General features: G+C 38.8%; 15 protein-coding genes. 9 read left to right on the forward strand and 6 right to left on the reverse strand.

Features of this window, described 5'->3' with window-relative positions; genetic code table 11:
* Positions 1-60 precede the first annotated feature (60 nt).
* Together FRZ67_RS18130 and FRZ67_RS18135 are read right to left on the reverse strand one after the other, a co-directional pair.
* Positions 61-1611, reverse strand: a complete 1551-nt coding sequence (locus FRZ67_RS18130; protein WP_147191889.1) for a serine hydrolase domain-containing protein — start codon at positions 1609-1611, stop codon at positions 61-63.
* 134 nt (positions 1612-1745) lie between these two features.
* On the reverse strand, positions 1746-2027 hold the full coding sequence (locus FRZ67_RS18135) for a PH domain-containing protein (protein ID WP_158638403.1): 282 nt from the start codon (positions 2025-2027) through the stop codon (positions 1746-1748).
* Between the two features lie 366 nt (positions 2028-2393).
* Between FRZ67_RS18135 and ppsA the strand changes: the two genes are divergently transcribed.
* The 5 genes from ppsA (at position 2394) to FRZ67_RS18160 (ending at position 8640) form a co-directional block, all read left to right on the forward strand.
* Positions 2394-5000 (forward strand): phosphoenolpyruvate synthase, encoded by a 2607-nt coding sequence (gene ppsA, locus FRZ67_RS18140; protein ID WP_147191893.1) that lies wholly within the window; start codon positions 2394-2396, stop codon positions 4998-5000.
* A gap of 738 nt (positions 5001-5738) precedes the next feature.
* Positions 5739-6518, forward strand: a complete 780-nt coding sequence (locus FRZ67_RS18145) for a hypothetical protein (RefSeq protein WP_147191895.1) — start codon at positions 5739-5741, stop codon at positions 6516-6518.
* Between the two features lie 487 nt (positions 6519-7005).
* Complete coding sequence (locus tag FRZ67_RS18150; RefSeq protein WP_147191897.1) at positions 7006-7413, forward strand: hypothetical protein; 408 nt, start codon at positions 7006-7008, stop codon at positions 7411-7413.
* Positions 7414-7670: 257 nt separating this feature from the next.
* On the forward strand, positions 7671-8219 hold the full coding sequence (locus FRZ67_RS18155) for a Crp/Fnr family transcriptional regulator (protein WP_147191899.1): 549 nt from the start codon (positions 7671-7673) through the stop codon (positions 8217-8219).
* A 64-nt stretch (positions 8220-8283) separates the two neighbouring features.
* The gene (locus FRZ67_RS18160; protein ID WP_147191901.1) at positions 8284-8640 is read left to right on the forward strand and encodes a bleomycin resistance protein; all 357 of its coding nucleotides are present in this window, start codon (positions 8284-8286) and stop codon (positions 8638-8640) included.
* 274 nt (positions 8641-8914) lie between these two features.
* Here the strand turns inward: FRZ67_RS18160 and FRZ67_RS23945 are convergent, their stop codons facing one another.
* From FRZ67_RS23945 to FRZ67_RS18175, 3 genes are read right to left on the reverse strand one after another with little or no spacing between them, the layout of a single operon-like run.
* Positions 8915-9388, reverse strand: a complete 474-nt coding sequence (locus tag FRZ67_RS23945; RefSeq protein WP_147193263.1) for a transposase — start codon at positions 9386-9388, stop codon at positions 8915-8917.
* Positions 9337-9975 (reverse strand): transposase, encoded by a 639-nt coding sequence (locus tag FRZ67_RS18170; RefSeq protein WP_262713648.1) that lies wholly within the window; start codon positions 9973-9975, stop codon positions 9337-9339. Before FRZ67_RS18170 ends, FRZ67_RS23945 begins: the two co-directional genes overlap by 52 nt.
* An 8-nt stretch (positions 9976-9983) precedes the next feature.
* A complete protein-coding gene (locus FRZ67_RS18175) occupies positions 9984-10172 on the reverse strand; it encodes a hypothetical protein (protein WP_147191904.1) in 189 nt (62 codons plus the stop codon).
* Between the two features lie 211 nt (positions 10173-10383).
* Between FRZ67_RS18175 and FRZ67_RS18180 the strand changes: the two genes are divergently transcribed.
* Genes FRZ67_RS18180 through FRZ67_RS18195 form a run of 4 tightly spaced genes read left to right on the forward strand, consistent with a single transcriptional unit; the run spans position 10384 to position 13405 of the window.
* Complete coding sequence (locus FRZ67_RS18180) at positions 10384-10680, forward strand: hypothetical protein (protein WP_192903882.1); 297 nt, start codon at positions 10384-10386, stop codon at positions 10678-10680.
* A gap of 56 nt (positions 10681-10736) precedes the next feature.
* A complete protein-coding gene (locus FRZ67_RS18185; protein ID WP_147191906.1) occupies positions 10737-12407 on the forward strand; it encodes a molybdopterin-dependent oxidoreductase in 1671 nt (556 codons plus the stop codon).
* Between the two features lie 60 nt (positions 12408-12467).
* A complete protein-coding gene (locus FRZ67_RS18190; RefSeq protein ID WP_147191908.1) occupies positions 12468-12872 on the forward strand; it encodes a cupin domain-containing protein in 405 nt (134 codons plus the stop codon).
* Entirely contained in the window at positions 12869-13405 is a 537-nt protein-coding gene (locus FRZ67_RS18195; protein WP_147191910.1) for a DUF488 domain-containing protein, read from the forward strand. Before FRZ67_RS18190 ends, FRZ67_RS18195 begins: the two co-directional genes overlap by 4 nt.
* Positions 13406-14098: 693 nt before the next feature.
* Here FRZ67_RS18195 and tkt read toward each other — a convergent pair.
* Entirely contained in the window at positions 14099-16096 is a 1998-nt protein-coding gene (tkt, locus tag FRZ67_RS18200) for a transketolase (protein ID WP_147191912.1), read from the reverse strand.
* Between the last annotated feature and the right edge of the window lie 93 nt (positions 16097-16189).

Genomic DNA, 16189 nt, shown 5'->3' on the forward strand with positions numbered 1-16189 from the left:
AAGTGTGCGACGCAACGAAGATGATAGCAGCACAACTGATGACTACATAAAAATTCTTTGTTATAATCTTCCTTTCAATGTTGTTTTCTTGCTGCCATAATCAAAACTGTTTTCCATATCAACCGTAACAGTTTCGCCATCGAAATGACAGGTTATTTTTTCTGTATGCGGACTTTCAATATAACGTAGTGTAAGCTCTAATGTATGTTCATCTTTCCAGGTGCAGGCGCCATCAGTTTTTAAAGCGGGCAGGCCTGCAAAACTTGCTTTGGCACCTGCCACCAGTGATGGCCCGTGCATGAGAGTTTCGTCTTCCTCCCATTTTCCTGCAGCAAAGTGTATGCGGTAAACGGCAGTATCAGTGGCTACCTGCAGTATGCAACTGTTGTCGCGGAAAAAACTGAAAGACATACTTTGTATGTTGGCTGCATTCGGCTCCATTTGAAAACTGTTGCCCGAAATAGTTCTTGCCATGTCAGCATTATTTGCAGCAGGCACAGGCAATGCCAGCGACGCTAATTTTTTGGTGAGCTTTGCCTGGTTGTCTTTATCATCGGGTAATTTATTATCCTGCATGGCAGGTAAAAGATATTGCCATACAAGATTTATTTCTTCCTGCATGTTGGGTGTTTCAGCAGTAATGGCTATCACTGCATCCTGGTCCGGCATTACAATAATGTACTGTCCAAATGCCCCATCGCCCCTGTATGCATTATGCCTGCAGCGCCACATCTGGTAACAATATCCCTGTTCCCATTCACTGGAATCTCTTTTGCTTTGTGGCATATCCGGATGCTGTATGATCTTTACGGTGGATGCTTCTTCCACCCATGCAGCAGGTAAGATATGTTTGCCGTTCCACATGCCTTTTTGCAGGAACAACTGACCAAATTTTGCCATGTCTTCAGTTTTTATTCTTAGTCCCCAGCCCCCGGTATTGATGCCTTTGGGGTCCACTTCCCAATCCATGCCGGTTATACCCAGCGGATCAAATAATCTTGGTTTTAAATAATCAATTACTCTTTGTCCCGTTACCTTTTGCACAATGGCTGAGAGCATATAAGTGCCCAGTGAATTGTATAAAAACGTAGTGCCGGGTTTATGTAAAATAGGTGTTGCTAAAAATCCTTTTACCCAATTACTGTCCCTGCTGGCAACAGTAAAGGTGGGGTCAGGTTCCATACCATCACTCATGCTTAATACATCTTTTACTGTAAGCTCAGACAAGTATGTGCTTACCGTATCAGGCAGATCATTTGGAAAAAAAGAAATGACTTTATCATTAACGGTGAGCAACTTCTCATTCACTGCAAAACCAATAGCTGTTGCTGTAAAACTTTTACTGCAGGAATACATGGTGTGCTTCAGGTCTGCACGGTAAGGGTTCCACCAGCCTTCTGCAATTATCTTTCCATGCCTAAGCATCATGAAACTGTGAAACTCTGTTTTGCTTTTTGCAGTAGCATCTAAAAAGTTAATGATGCCTGCAGAAGACACGCCTTCTTTCTCCGGAACACTTACAGGCAGTTCACTGCTTTTTTGTGCAGTAACCTGTACCATGCATAACAGTAAGAACAATGATGTGGCATAAAATTTTAGTTTGTGCATCATGCTAAGCAAATTATAAGTTTAATGAATGTGCAGTGATAAGTATGTATAAATATAGTATTTCTATACATCGTTTTTCAGCTACCTGCAAAGTAATTGTGCAGTATGCATGTGTTACAGCAGGCAGCAGTATGGTATCACATCCGCGACAGGATCATCTCTTTCATTTCTGTTACTTCCGCTTTCGTAAAACCATGCGCCGTAATCTTTCCATCACCGGTTGTTTCAATATAAATAGTGGAGTAGCCGATCATCGGGCTTTCTATATCTACCGCAGATATATGATTATACAGTACGGTTGATTCTTTGCCGCTCAGGAAGCCCGGCACTTTCAATGTCACACCTTTATCGTCTATGGTAATTTTGCAGGCAAAGAGTTTGTTTCCTTCCGATAAATGTGAGGCCGTATATGTTTTCATATGCATGGTTTAACAGCAATATCATATTTTTTATGAGCCCGGCAAAAGAATTATTATGAGGCTTCCGTTGCGTCGCACACTTGTACAGTTGAATCAGCAGCAATCGGGTGACGAAAAATATATGGAGTGCAGGTAGCCAAAAACAAATAACCCCTGGTAATTCGGCTTTTTACTTCCTGAAAAATTTGAAAGTAGTTGATGAAGATACCAACGTGCAAATCTTTATTGAAAGCATTAAAGAGTTGCATGAATAACGAGCCCTCTTATGGTAATTATTGCCTAAAAAAAATATAGTTATAAAAATGATATTGAGCAGCCGCAAGTTGATACATTAGATGTTTGTCCAACTTAAAAATCAATCAGGTCATGAGTTCATTTGTGTTTGTTTTTAAAGCTATTGACAAAACCAAACTCCCTGTTGTTGGGGGTAAAGGCGCCAACCTTGGGGAGCTTACCCGCATTGAAGGGATTCATGTACCGGATGGCTTTTGTATTTCTACGGAAGCTTTTAAAAAGATCATTGGTGAAACGCCTGCGGTCAACGAAATGTTGAAACAGTTATCGCTGCTAAAGCTGGAAGACCGACATAAGATCAGTGAATTGAGCAGTGATATCCGCAGGGTTATCGAAGGGATAGCCATTCCTCATGACCTGGTTGAAGAGATTGCAGTTTATCTTACAGAGTTTGGAGAAACAAATGCGTATGCCATACGTTCCAGCGCAACTGCAGAGGATCTGCCTGCTGCTTCTTTTGCCGGCCAGCAGGATACATATTTAAACATTATTGGAAAAGAAGCAATCCTTAAACATATCAGCAGGTGCTGGGCATCATTGTTTACTGAACGGGCAATCATCTATCGTATTCAAAATGGTTTTGACCATCGTAAAGTTCAACTGGCTGTAGTAATTCAGGAGATGGTTTTTCCGAAAACTGCAGGAATTATGTTTACTGCTGATCCCATTACCGGCAATCGAAAAGTGTTATCCATTGATGCCAGCTTCGGACTGGGTGAGGCCATAGTCTCCGGCCAGGTAAATGCCGATAACTATAAAGTGCGCAACGGTAAGATTACAGATAAGAAAATATCTGCCAAGAAACTTGCTGTCTATGCTTTAAAAGACGGCGGTACGATGCAGCAGGATATTGAACACGAAAGACAGCAAAAGCAAGCGCTAACTGATGACCAGATTGTACAACTTGAACACATAGGCAGAAAAATAGAAGCACATTTCGGCAAACCACAAGATATAGAATGGTGTTTGGCTGATGATACATTTTATATTGTTCAAAGCAGGCCAGTCACTACTTTATACCCTATTCCCGAAACGACTGACCAGGAGAATCATGTCTATGTATCTGTGGGTCATAATCAAATGATGACCGATGCCATGAAACCACTGGGATTGTCTTTTTTCCTGTTAACGACCCGTGCACCTATGCATAAAGCTGGTGGAAGATTATTTGTTGATATTACACCTATGCTGGCCTCACCAGCAGGCAGAGAAACTCTGGTAAATGTCACCCTCGGAAAATCCGATCCGCTCATAAAAGACGCCCTTACAACCATCATAGAGCGGGGAGATTTTATACAGTCATTACCGGATGATAATCCCGGCAAAAATGATAAAGGTGTACAGCCTGCGAATTATCAAACACTATATGACTACGATCCGGCAATCGTTGATGAGTTGATCAAACATAGTGAAACAGAAATAGCAGTGTTAAAACAAAACATCCAAACGAAATCAGGGTCGCACCTGTTTGATTTTATCATGGAAGATATCCGGCAATTAAAGAAGACCATGTCTGACCCGCAAAGTTTTGGTGTGATCATGACTGCAATGAATGCTGCATCATGGATCAATGAAAAAATGAATGAATGGTTAGGCGAAAAGAATGTAGCAGACACGCTTTCGCAATCTGTACCCAACAATATCACTTCAGAAATGGGCCTTGCGTTATTAGAGGTGGCAGATGTAATTCGCTCTTACCCCGAAGTAATTGAATATTTAAAACAGGTAAAAGACGATAACTTTTTAGACAAGCTGGTGAAGCTGAACGGCGGACAGGAAGCCTTGAATGCTATCAATGCTTTTCTCAACAGATACGGAATGCGATGTGCAGGTGAGATAGATATTACGAGGCCCCGCTGGAGTGAAAAACCAACCACACTTATTCCCATGATCCTTAGTCATATCAAAAACTTTGCGCATGGCGAAAGCAGGCGGAAATTTGAGCAGGGGTTACAGGAAGCATTGAACAAAGAACAGGAGTTATTGGACCGGTTGAAGCCACTACCCGATGGCGAACAAAAAGTCAACGAGACTAAACGAATGATCAGCCTGGTTCGGAATTTAGCCGGTTATCGTGAGTATCCAAAATACGGCATCGTTAGCCGCTACTTCGTTTATAAGCAGGCGCTGCTGAAAGAAGCTGTTCAACTTGTACAGGCCAGCATTATTCATGAAACAGCAGATATATTCTATCTCAGTTTTGAAGAACTGCAGGAAGTAGTACGTACCAATAAAGCCGATTACCAGCTCATCAGCAAAAGAAAAGAAGAATACAAATTATTTGAAAAATTAAGTCCCCCGCGTGTTATTACGTCAGATGGTGAGATCATCACCGGTGCATACAAACGGGAAGATCTTCCGGCCAATGCTATTGCAGGCCTGGCTGTTTCTTCCGGCGTTATAGAAGGGCGGGCACGTGTTATCTTACACATGGAAGATGCAGACCTTGGCGATGGAGATATATTGGTCACGGCATTTACTGACCCCAGCTGGACACCCTTGTTTGTATCCATCAAAGGCCTGGTAACCGAAGTGGGCGGACTAATGACCCATGGCGCGGTTATAGCACGTGAATATGGTTTACCGGCAGTTGTAGGAGTGGAGCATGCTACCCAACTGATCAAAGATGGGCAACGCATTCGTGTGCATGGAACAGAAGGCTATGTAGAAATATTATAAACAGCAGAAGCAATATAAACCGGTAAATACAACCCTGCTATTTTCCAAAAACTATGCAGTAATCATAATCATGTTCCGCATCACATTGTCTCCACTGTTATTCCCGGAGAGCTGTGAAAAGTTAATGCATCACAGAGTTGCTTACAGGTAATGCCGGGAAGACAGCCCATATATTTTTTATGGGCCCGGCAAAAGAATTATTATAAGGCTTTTGTTGCGTCGCACTCTTGTACGTTCTGTTTGTAAAGCAGCTTTATAATACAGCGCTTATTGGTCTGTACCTGCTTCGTATTTGTTTTGTACCATCTTCGGGTGCCGCCGCGGATGGGTAAAAGACTGCTAAAACAGGTCTTAAAACGTTGCAGTGTTCGTAGCGAAGCTGAAACGAACATGATACGAAGAAGAGACGAATGAAAGACGAAGGAGAGGATATGGAGTTACATGTGTCTTATCCGGTAAAAACTTTACAAAAACCACATTGGCTGGTACGGAATAAAGTGTTTGATTTGTGTACCTGATGAGATGTGCTGATTGCTTATAATCTTAAATCCAATTACTGCTGATTTTTTTTTCTTATCAAAAAACGCGAAAATATATTTAAACGTTTTTAAGCGTTTATAAACGTTTAAAAATGAAAGTAACAGTTGTATTTGCGCAATAAGTTTGTATTGATAATCAACAATTTTTTATAGATTTATAGCGTCAATACAAACGTAAGGTGCAATAAATTGACAACCCATGAACTCGAAACTCTTTTTGCTTCTGCTTTCCTTCATTCTTGTTAAGGCTACTATTGGACAGGAAATTAGCAAGAGCGACATTGTAAGATTTAAAGTCAAATCAATTACAACAATTGACGGTGACGGAAAAACTAAGTACACCGAGTTCTATAACGGCAAGGGAGACTTCATTAAACAAACCTCACTAAATGACAGTAAGCAACTTCAGACTGACAGAGAGCTTTTTTATAACGACTCTTCGCAGCTTATTGAAGAACGGACATACACAAGCAACGGCGACGTTAACGCAACTTCAAAGTATTACTACAACGCCAAAAATCAACTTTCTAAACGGGAATACATCCAGTTTGGTGAGGTCTCTGCCACATGGACATTTGAGTATGACGATAAGGGCAATAAAATTTCAGAGATACAGACATCAGGAACAATGGGCAATACATTGACAAAGTACAAGTATGACGACAAAGGTTTTCTAGTTCAAGAAGACAAATCAAATAATACGATTGGCAAAGAGGAACGAGTTAATTATAAATACAACGTCAACCGACAAATAATAGAAAAAAAGACAAAGGCCTATTATTTCAACACGACTATTACTTTGACATATTCCTATAATGAAACAGGCAAGCTTACCAAACTATTTGAGAAATCCTCAAATGGTGTGTCATCCACAACATTATACGAGTACAATGACAAGGGTCTGTTGATAAGCGACACATGGGAGAGTTCAATAAGTAAAACGCCACATACGACAACATACCAAATAGCATACGAATGACTGCTGCACCTTACATGGGGTTTGCTGCTATGGCGGAGCGACAGTTGGGACTTTCAGCTATTTGCAAGTATCAGCAACAGTTCAAACGCGACGAATAAAGCCAGGCTTTTAGTTCTTACATTCGACAATAAAATAAAACCGGGCAGCGGTTCCAGGCTGGACGAGCAATGAATGCCGCCACAGCAGCAAGCCCTGACCGTTGTAGGCAATTCTTTTAGACCCTCACATAATGAAACTTAAATTCAATTCATACGTTAAAACATTGCTGACTCTGACCATTTGGCTAATCTGTATTTACAAGATTTATATTGACTTCGACCGAGAATATCTGTTTGACAGCATTATTCATACTTCCCTTATAGTTGTTGCAAGTATAATTTCGACAATTGTCTTTTATTCGGACTTGAATAATTACAAAACTGGAAAGCGGATAACATCGTTTGCAGCATCTACCGTAACTTTTATCTGCCTATCTAGACTTTTATTAATGACATATCTTTTAAAAAAGCAAGACCATACAAACACAATTTTATATGGAGTAAGGAACACTTCTGGATTAGGTCAAATAACAATTGACTTTAGAGAAAACAATACTTATAAATTAGGCAGACATCATTTTATGTCGGCGGAATATTATCGTGGTCGGTTTACAATCAGGGACAGTATTATTTATTTAGACAATCCTCGATATTCTGAACTCATAACAAGTGACAAACTATTGATTACAAAAAACCCAAGTTTTGACTCAACAAAAAAGCAGAATATTTTAAAAGCTCTTTTCGGAACACCAGAAGATGATGCAACTGCAACAACATTACTATATCAAATAGATAATAGCGGGCAAAAACTTGAATCTGCAATTTCATTTAAGGTTGTAGACAAAACCTTTAACTAAAACTGCCTACAACAGGCGCATTTGTGCTATTGGGGCTAACGAATAGCGTCTTTCATCGTCCCGTTCGCTGCTCAGCTTTTTATCCCAGCTTGACTTTTACTATTAAGCAACAGAATATGTTTTGTACTTTAGTACTTCATTCGGCAGCCGTCGCTGGGGGCGACGAATAAATGAAGTCCCCAACAGCACAAATGCTTGAACGTTGGCTGTAACCGTATTGAAGCACCCTTAACATCAAAGTCTATTGACAAAATAAAATGGCAACGCAAGAGATTTTAAACAGTTTAGGACAATTCTCAAAATTTGACGCAGAACTTTTTGAAAAACATTCTGCAAGGAGAAAACTTAACAAGAACGAAGTGCTATTAAACGAAGGAGAAGTTTGCAAATCATTTTACTTTATTCTATCAGGTTCATTTTCACAATTTCAAACTCACGACATAGACGAAGTAATCATTGATTTGCATTTACAAAACGAATGGATGTTTAACCAACAAAGCCTAACAGAACAAACACCTTCAAGTACGACAATCAAAGCATTTTCAAAATCAGAAATCATTGAGTTGAGTTTAAATAGCTTTCATTGCCTTTGTTCAAAATCACAATCCTTTCTGCAATTTGGAAAAATTCTTAATCAATCACTAAAAAGAGTTTTCCTATTTGACAATTCACTTAAACCAAACGAAAAATATAGCTACATCAACAAAGCTAAACCTGAATTAACAAAAGTGTTCCCAATTAAAATGATTGCATCTTATTTAAAAATTGCACCTGAAACTTTAAGCAGAGTAAGAGCTTCTTATTGAATTTACTGATTACAATCAAGTGGACTTTTGGAGACTAACAGTAATCTTTGCCAAAAATATTATTATGCTGACAACGATTATTCCAAAACTACCTATGCGTAACAAAGTTGCGACAAGAGATTTTTACTTATCACAACTAGGCTTTACTGACATTGGAAGTGCAGACTTTGATGGCTATTTGTTAGCTAAAAAAGACAATGTGGAAATACATTTTTTTGAGTTCAAAGGACTTGACCCAAAAGAAAACTATGGACAAGTTTATATTCGCTGTAATGACATTGAAACTCTTTATCAATCTATGCTAGACAACAATAATAATATTCATCCAGCAGGACATTTAGAAGCAAAACCTTGGGGACAAAAAGAATTTGCAATGCTTGACCCAGACAATAACTTACTTACATTTGGGCAAAGTTTATAGTGCGACAAAGAACGGCTACAGCCAACATTGGTCACTGTTGCACAACCATAATTTCAAAAAATGATTAGTTATAACTCCTCTTCACAGGCATTTAAAAGCTATTAGAGAGAAGCTATTTTTACTTTCCTGTAAAACACATTTTACAGACAGAAAATTTTAATGCCGCTATTGGGCTTAAAACAAGTTGCTGTACAATGATTTTTAAAAAGTCAAAACCTGCTGCCTTGTTTGCTTTTATAAGTGCCATCGCTTTGACTGCTGTTTTGGGCGCTGTTTATTTCAGCCACTTCTTCAGATTATATACCGTGGCTGCAAGCAATAGCATTTTGTTGGCTGCTTTTATTCCTCTTGCATTTAAACGCTTCATGCCGGTAAAATTGATCAGTGTGCCCCATACCGGTTCTGTCGTACTGCTGCGCTTTCTCTTCATCACCCTTGCTTTTACGGTCTGTTGTCTTGCCTTTGCTCTTTCCAGTTCTGCTTTGTATATACTGTGCTGTACTTTTTTTGTTTTGGCTTTATCACTGATGCAGGTCTTTCTTAATGGACAATTACAATCACTTTGTAATGAAAAATATTTCTTTACCAGGTGACCTCTCCCATCGTCTACTACTCTGCCACTTCCTTTTAATATCTTATTGTTTTCGCAGATATACCAGTCATTCTCTTCATCATATATAAATCCTTCACTGCCGCTTAATGCTCCATCCAGTAATGGTATATACGCTGTGATGTTTTGTTGTTCCAGGTACTGATAATTTTCTCCGCTGCTGCATTCTGTGTATTATAGGCTACTTCTACAATATTTTTTACAATAATAATACTACGGCTCTCAGGGTCCGTAGTGCTTATTTGTTTATCATCCGTATTGTTTAACTGCTCCTGAAGTGTATCGTATCTGATGCTGCGCTCTTTTAGTTTGGCAAGGCCCTGTGCTATCTTTCCTTTTTTTATTCGAAGTTCATCACTGGCTATGGTATCTTCCTGCTTATCCAGTTCATCGGGCTCCTCTAAATATTTAGTGGTCTTGTCTTCTATAAACTGACGGTGTTTGTCTATCTTTTTTTGATTGTAATTATTCTTTTTCCTGTTCACCGCTTTAAACTTGCTGCCGTCTACTGCTATCGTTGTTTTACCCAGCAAACCTGCATCACCGAGAAACTGAATGTATAACCTGAACATTGATTGTAAGGCCACCCCATGCAGTTTACGGAAGTCGGCAATGGTATGATAGTTAGGCTGCAGATTTTGCAACAACCATTGCAATTCTATATTACGGATACATTCTCTTTCTAATTTACGGCTGCTGCGTATTTTATTAAGATATCCATACAAGTACAATTTTAAAAGTACAGCAGGGGCATAGGGCGGACGACCTTCACTTTATGTATCGTATTGCTAAAATCTAATTTTTGTAAATCCAGTTTATCTACAAAAGCATCCATCAGCCTTACAGGATCATCTGCTGCTACATGGTCTTCCATTGTAGCAAAACAGGTTTGATTGCGGCTACTGCCTTGTATGAATTGCATACCTGATAATTACAAAAATCATACATGCTTTAGCCTATTCACATTGTGTGTATATTTGAGTAACAACTGAAGATTTTTCACAAACTGACGTTGTGTGCAATGCAGCACCCCGTTCAATAATTTAATGAAATAACACAACGTACAATGATAATTACACGGATAACTGTTATAACCCGAAACGAAAAATAAAGAATCAACGGAAAAAGTAAACATGGAATCATTGGTTTCCGTTCTTAGCTCTCTGACTTTATCTGAATTTATCACACAATTCAAAATGACTAAAGAAGGTTTAGTTTCAATGACAACACAAAAAACTTTTGAGCCTGCCGAAGTTGAGATACTGCACTTTTACCGTTTTGAAGGCGAATCAAACCCCTCCGATAATGCAATTCTTTATGCAATTGAAACTAATGACGGAGAAAAAGGAACAATAGTTGATGCTTATGGCATGTACAACGATGTGCTGGTTACAAGCTTTATGAAGTTGGTGGATAAAATCCATAAATAATCCTTTTCAAAGTAAGTGGATTTAAAACTGCTATAACTTAAAATATCATTTCATTAATGTTTACCAGTTTTACAAAAGAGGAAAAAGCAATACATTATCCCGCAGATAGACGTACGTTTATTGCCGTTAAACCTTATATGCTGGTAATATTTGCAATCGTTATACTTCTTCCGGTTGTAGCTGCATGGCTGCAATATTTGATAGCAGGATTGCCGGCAGATCCCGGGCTTATTTTTACTTCAATAACACCTGCTGAACCTAATGGGTTTCCAATTTGGGTAAATCTTAGCCATTGGGTCAACTTCTTTTTTCTAGTTCTGATCATCAGAAGCGGTCTCTCCATTTTAGTGGATCATCCCCGCCTGTACTGGAATAATGGTTGCAAACCGGGAACAGACTGGATACGCTTTACACCATTAAAAAAACCAAAAGACAAATCGTGGACCGCTAAAGAAGATGCCCGTTATATTAGTCCCGTATTGGGTTTGCCCGGCTACCGGCATACCATCGGCATAGCAAGAGTCTGGCATTTTATTACAGTGCCTTTTTTTATATTGAACGGAGTTGTTTTTATTATCCTTCTGTTTACAACTAATCAATGGCTGCGGCTTATCCCAACCTCATGGAAAATTATTCCTGATTCATGGAATGTTTTTGTTCATTATGCAACATTTAATCTGCCTGTTGAGCCTAATGGATATTATCATTTTAATGCATTACAGCAACTATCTTATTTTGCTGTGGTTTTTATCCTTGCACCTTTGGCAATGTTTACGGGCATGGCTATGTCACCAGCTATTGAAAACCGGTTTCACTGGTATCCAAAATTATTTGGCAATCGCCAGAGTGCACGTTCTATTCATTTTTTGATAATGATAGCTTATGTCATCTTTATAATGATACATGTTTCTATGATAGCCGCAACAGGGTTGGTTAGAAACATGAATCATATTATTTGGGGAACTGATGACACGGGCAATTTATCAGGCTTGTACATTGGTATTGCAATTATTTTTATTACTGTAGGCTTTGGTTTTATTGCGCATTGGTTTTCCTGGCGCAAACCACGGTTGCTGCAACAGCTAAATGCCGTTATCAATGAAAATTTATGGCGGGTTACTTTGAATCGTTTTAAGCCAAAAGCTTATTATCACAAAAATGATATATCTCCTTACTTCTGGGCTAATGGAAAAATGCCTACTTCGGAAACATGGCGAAAACTTGCAGAGAATAATTTTAAAGATTACAAATTAAAAATAGGAGGGCTGGTAGGTAACCCTGTAGAATTATCATTGCAGGAGCTTAAAAATTTAGGAATGAAGCAAACTATTACTATGCATCATTGCATACAGGGCTGGTCTGGCATCGCCGAATGGGGAGGACTGCCTATTAGTAAAATTATTGAATTAGTTAAGCCACATGCAACTGTAACAACCGTAGCTTTTTATTCTTTTGGGGAAGGGCTTTACGGAGGATATTATTATGATACAAACACGTTTGATAACTGCTTGAAGCCTCAGTCCATACTGGCATGGGAAATGAATTATGAAACATTGCCACTTGAACACGGTGCTCCATTAAGGCTTCGGGTAGAAAATCAACTGGGTTATAAAATGGTGAAATGGATAAGTTCTATAGAATTTTTGGAAACACATAAAATTATAGGAAAAGGTTTTGGAGGAAAAAATGAAGACGATGAATATTTCGATTTGTTGGCCAATACATAATTATAAAATAATCATACATCCACGGAATACTATTTCATTAAAAATAAAATCAAATTAAAAATGGAAGAAAAATTTAATGAAGCAACTTCGCAACGTTCACAGGATCATCTTTTAGATGCACCATTAGTCTCAATAAACCTTCTGGCTTTTACAGAGCAATTAAAACAAGAGTCAACCTGGAAAGAAAGCGATCGGAACAGTATAGCTGTTTTTAAAACAGATGGGATGCGTATTGTGCTTATCGGTCTTCATGCAGGTGCTGAAATGGCAAAACATACAGCCAACGGTCATATTAGCGTACAGGTACTTGAAGGGCAATTAAAATTTACTACCGATGTCAGATCTGTTGAATTAAGTAAAGGGCAAATGCTGGCACTTCATGAACGTATTCCTCATAGTGTACTTGCCATAAAAGAAACCGTGTTTTTATTAACACTCACAACAGCATTAGCAGGAAAGGAATGATAAGGTCAAAACAAAATAAAACGATTTGGACAATCGGCCATTCTACCCGTACCCTTGATGAATTTATTGCTATGCTAAAATCTTTCCAGATTGAATTGCTCGCAGATATAAGAAGTTTTCCCGGCTCAAGACGGTATCCCCATTTTAATAAAGAAGCACTTGAAGTTTCATTACCCGAAAACAACATAAAATATATTCATCTAAGAGAACTCGGAGGACGAAGGAAAGTACGACCTGATTCCGTTAATACGGGTTGGCGTGTTGCTGCATTCAGAGGATATGCAGACTATATGGAGACTGATGCTTTTAAAATAGCCATAAAAGAACTTGAAGCCATTGCCTTAAAAGAACGAACTGCCTACATGTGTTCTGAAGCCGTTTGGTGGCGTTGTCATCGGTCGCTTGTTTCAGATTATCTCAAGGTTTACAAATGGAAAGTAATACATATTATGGGTATCGGAAAAAGTGAAGAACATCCCTACACAAGGCCTGCACGAATTGTTGGAAATCATCTTTTCTATAATAATGAATAGTTCAGTAATGAAAATTCGCTTTGTTGCCGCTTTGAAAAAGATGATACATGAAATGTTGCAAATAATTTATAGAATTGTGTAACATTTCTTGTTTAGCGCCAACTTACCTTCAACAGTGATTATTCTGTAACTAATTTTTAAAAATCATGAACGCAATTGAACCAGCTATTCCGGCGGTTAGACGGGGACTTGAGTATCCGGCAGGTATAAAGGATAATTCTCTTCATACTAAAAAAGAATGCCTGAAAATGACATTGTATTGAACGTGGATTTTAAAAACGCTATGATCAGGTTTGGCATCACGTTAGGATTACCGATGTATGTTTTTTATTGATCATCGTTTAATTATTTGTACAGCGCCTCTAATGGCATACCTCTTCATCACATCGGTAACTCATTTTTGTGTGATCAAATATGTGTGGCATCATTATATTAAACACGAACCAACACCCGTTTCAACTAGCTATGGTAAAGACCCGTACTATCCTGAAGAATCGCTTTAGGAGAGATTTTTTTAAGTAGTGTATAGGATCAAAAAAGACAATTTACGCATAACTGTGTTCCGCATTTTTTGAACAGAGGGATCATAATCTAATGCAATGAATACTTTTTCATTTGTATATTATTGGTTGATTTTTCATTGCGAACAATTAAACTAAAAGCAACCCGTTTCATTTTTTAAATCAATTGCTTTTATTTCAATAATGCTTTTGCTCTTTCAATTATATTTTTTACAGAAAAGCCATATTCTTTCATTACTTGATCGCCTGGAGCTGATTCTCCAAATTTTGTAATACCAATTACATCTCCTTCGTCTGTTACATATTTGCACCAGCCAATCGGTGAACCTGCTTCAACCGCTAATCTTTTGCGGATACTTTTTGGAAAAATTTTTAGTTTATATTCTTCGCTTTGCTCGTCAAACAATTCCCAGCATGGAAAGCTTACTACACGTGCCTCAATAGATTCTGTTTTAAGTTTTTCCTGCGCTTCCAGTAACAGGTGCACTTCACTTCCGGTTCCTATCAAAATCAGTTGTGGTACGCCATTGCAATCAGATAAAATATAAGCTCCTTGCTCAAGTCCTGATGCTTTTGCATATTTATCCTGATCAATAACCGGCAGTTCCTGGCGTGTAAGAATTAATGCAACGGGTCCTCCAGAATGTTCAAGCGCTATCCGCCATGCCTGTGCTGTTTCATTGGCATCCGCGGGACGAATGACAATCAAATTGGGAACAGACCTTAAACCAATCAGTTGTTCTATCGGTTGATGAGTGGTTCCATCTTCGCCCAGCCCAATACTATCATGCGTGTAAACCATCACTGTTCGTATTTTCATGATAGCAGCGAGGCGGATGGGTGGCCGCATATAATCAGAAAAAATAAGAAATGTAGCACCATAAGGAATAATTCCCTTGGTAAGCGCCATTCCATTTAAAATTGCACCCATAGCGTGTTCACGAATGCCAAAATGAAAATTTCTTCCACTATGATTCTCATCTGTGAATGATTCAAAATCATTCAAATTGGTATCGGTAGACGGGGCCAGGTCGGCAGAGCCGCCAATTAACAAGGGTAATTTCTGTGCAATTGCATTCAACGTTTTTCCTGAGGCTTTCCTTGTAGCGATACCTTTTGCATCAGGTTTAAATATGGGTAAATTATCTTCCCATCCTTCAGGTAATCTTCCTGTTTTGAAAAGTTCATATTCCGTTGCTTCATAGGGATATGTTTCTTTATATCTTTTATACAATTCATTCCATTCTTCTTCTTTTTTTATTCCGGCTTTGCCTTTTTCACGATAGTAATTCAAAACATCATCTGCAACGACAAAGCTTTCATCAGGGTCAAATCCAAAATTTGCTTTCACCAATCTTACTTCATCTTTGCCTAAAGGAGAACCATGGGCAGCCGCTGTATCAGCTTTGTTAGGACTGCCAAATCCAATGTGAGTGCGGATCTTAATGAGCGAAGGTCGCCTGGTTTCTTTTTTTGCATTTTCTATAGCAACCGCAATCGCATCTGTATCGTTACCATCCGCTACAGATTGAATATGCCATCCATAACCCTGGAAACGCTCTGTTACATCTTCGCTAAATGCGAGTGAAGTTTCTCCTTCAATAGTAATGTGGTTATCATCGTATAAATAAACAAGATTCCCCAATTTCAAATGACCTGCAAGCGAAGCTGCTTCGGCAGCAACTCCTTCCATAATATCTCCATCACTGCAGATGGCATAAATTATGTAGTCAAATAATTTAAAACCAGGCTTATTATAACGTGAGGCAAGATATTGTTGTGCGATACCCATGCCCACTCCATTTGCAAAACCCTGTCCCAGGGGACCTGTCGTTACTTCAATGCCATCTAATAAACCATATTCAGGATGCCCGGCGGTTTTACTGTGCAATTGCCTGAAGTTTTTTATGTCATCCATGCTGATATCATAACCGCACATATACAGATAACTATATTGCAACATGCACGCATGACCGCATGATAAAATGAAGCGGTCGCGATTAGGCCATTCAGGATTCCGCGGGTTGTAATTCATAAATTTTGTCCAAAGCACATGCCCTGTTGGCGCAAGAGCCATTGGAGTTCCAGGATGACCCGAGTTAGCTTTTTGTACCGCATCGACCGACAACAGGCGAACTGTATTAATTCCGGACTGTTCAATTGGCTTCATTTTAATTTATTTTTAAATTGTTTATACTACGGTAAAGTTCATGAAAAGCTACATCATATCCGGTAGTGTCTGAATAGTGTAATGATTACATAG

The sequence above is a fragment of the Panacibacter ginsenosidivorans genome (assembly GCF_007971225.1).
In the GTDB taxonomy this organism is placed as follows: domain Bacteria; phylum Bacteroidota; class Bacteroidia; order Chitinophagales; family Chitinophagaceae; genus Panacibacter; species Panacibacter ginsenosidivorans.

Bases quoted from the DNA above. Each gene is read 5' to 3' on its own strand.
- FRZ67_RS18130 (WP_147191889.1), bottom strand. From the start codon at position 1,611: ATGATGCACAAACTAAAATTTTATGCCACATCATTGTTCTTACTGTTA.
- FRZ67_RS18135 (WP_158638403.1), bottom strand. From the start codon at position 2,027: ATGAAAACATATACGGCCTCACATTTATCGGAAGGAAACAAACTCTTT.
- ppsA (WP_147191893.1), top strand. From the start codon at position 2,394: ATGAGTTCATTTGTGTTTGTTTTTAAAGCTATTGACAAAACCAAACTC.
- FRZ67_RS18145 (WP_147191895.1), top strand. From the start codon at position 5,739: ATGAACTCGAAACTCTTTTTGCTTCTGCTTTCCTTCATTCTTGTTAAG.
- FRZ67_RS18150 (WP_147191897.1), top strand. From the start codon at position 7,006: ATGACATATCTTTTAAAAAAGCAAGACCATACAAACACAATTTTATAT.
- FRZ67_RS18155 (WP_147191899.1), top strand. From the start codon at position 7,671: ATGGCAACGCAAGAGATTTTAAACAGTTTAGGACAATTCTCAAAATTT.
- FRZ67_RS18160 (WP_147191901.1), top strand. From the start codon at position 8,284: ATGCTGACAACGATTATTCCAAAACTACCTATGCGTAACAAAGTTGCG.
- FRZ67_RS18175 (WP_147191904.1), bottom strand. From the start codon at position 10,172: ATGCAATTCATACAAGGCAGTAGCCGCAATCAAACCTGTTTTGCTACA.
- FRZ67_RS18180 (WP_192903882.1), top strand. From the start codon at position 10,384: ATGGAATCATTGGTTTCCGTTCTTAGCTCTCTGACTTTATCTGAATTT.
- FRZ67_RS18185 (WP_147191906.1), top strand. From the start codon at position 10,737: ATGTTTACCAGTTTTACAAAAGAGGAAAAAGCAATACATTATCCCGCA.
- FRZ67_RS18190 (WP_147191908.1), top strand. From the start codon at position 12,468: ATGGAAGAAAAATTTAATGAAGCAACTTCGCAACGTTCACAGGATCAT.
- FRZ67_RS18195 (WP_147191910.1), top strand. From the start codon at position 12,869: ATGATAAGGTCAAAACAAAATAAAACGATTTGGACAATCGGCCATTCT.
- tkt (WP_147191912.1), bottom strand. From the start codon at position 16,096: ATGAAGCCAATTGAACAGTCCGGAATTAATACAGTTCGCCTGTTGTCG.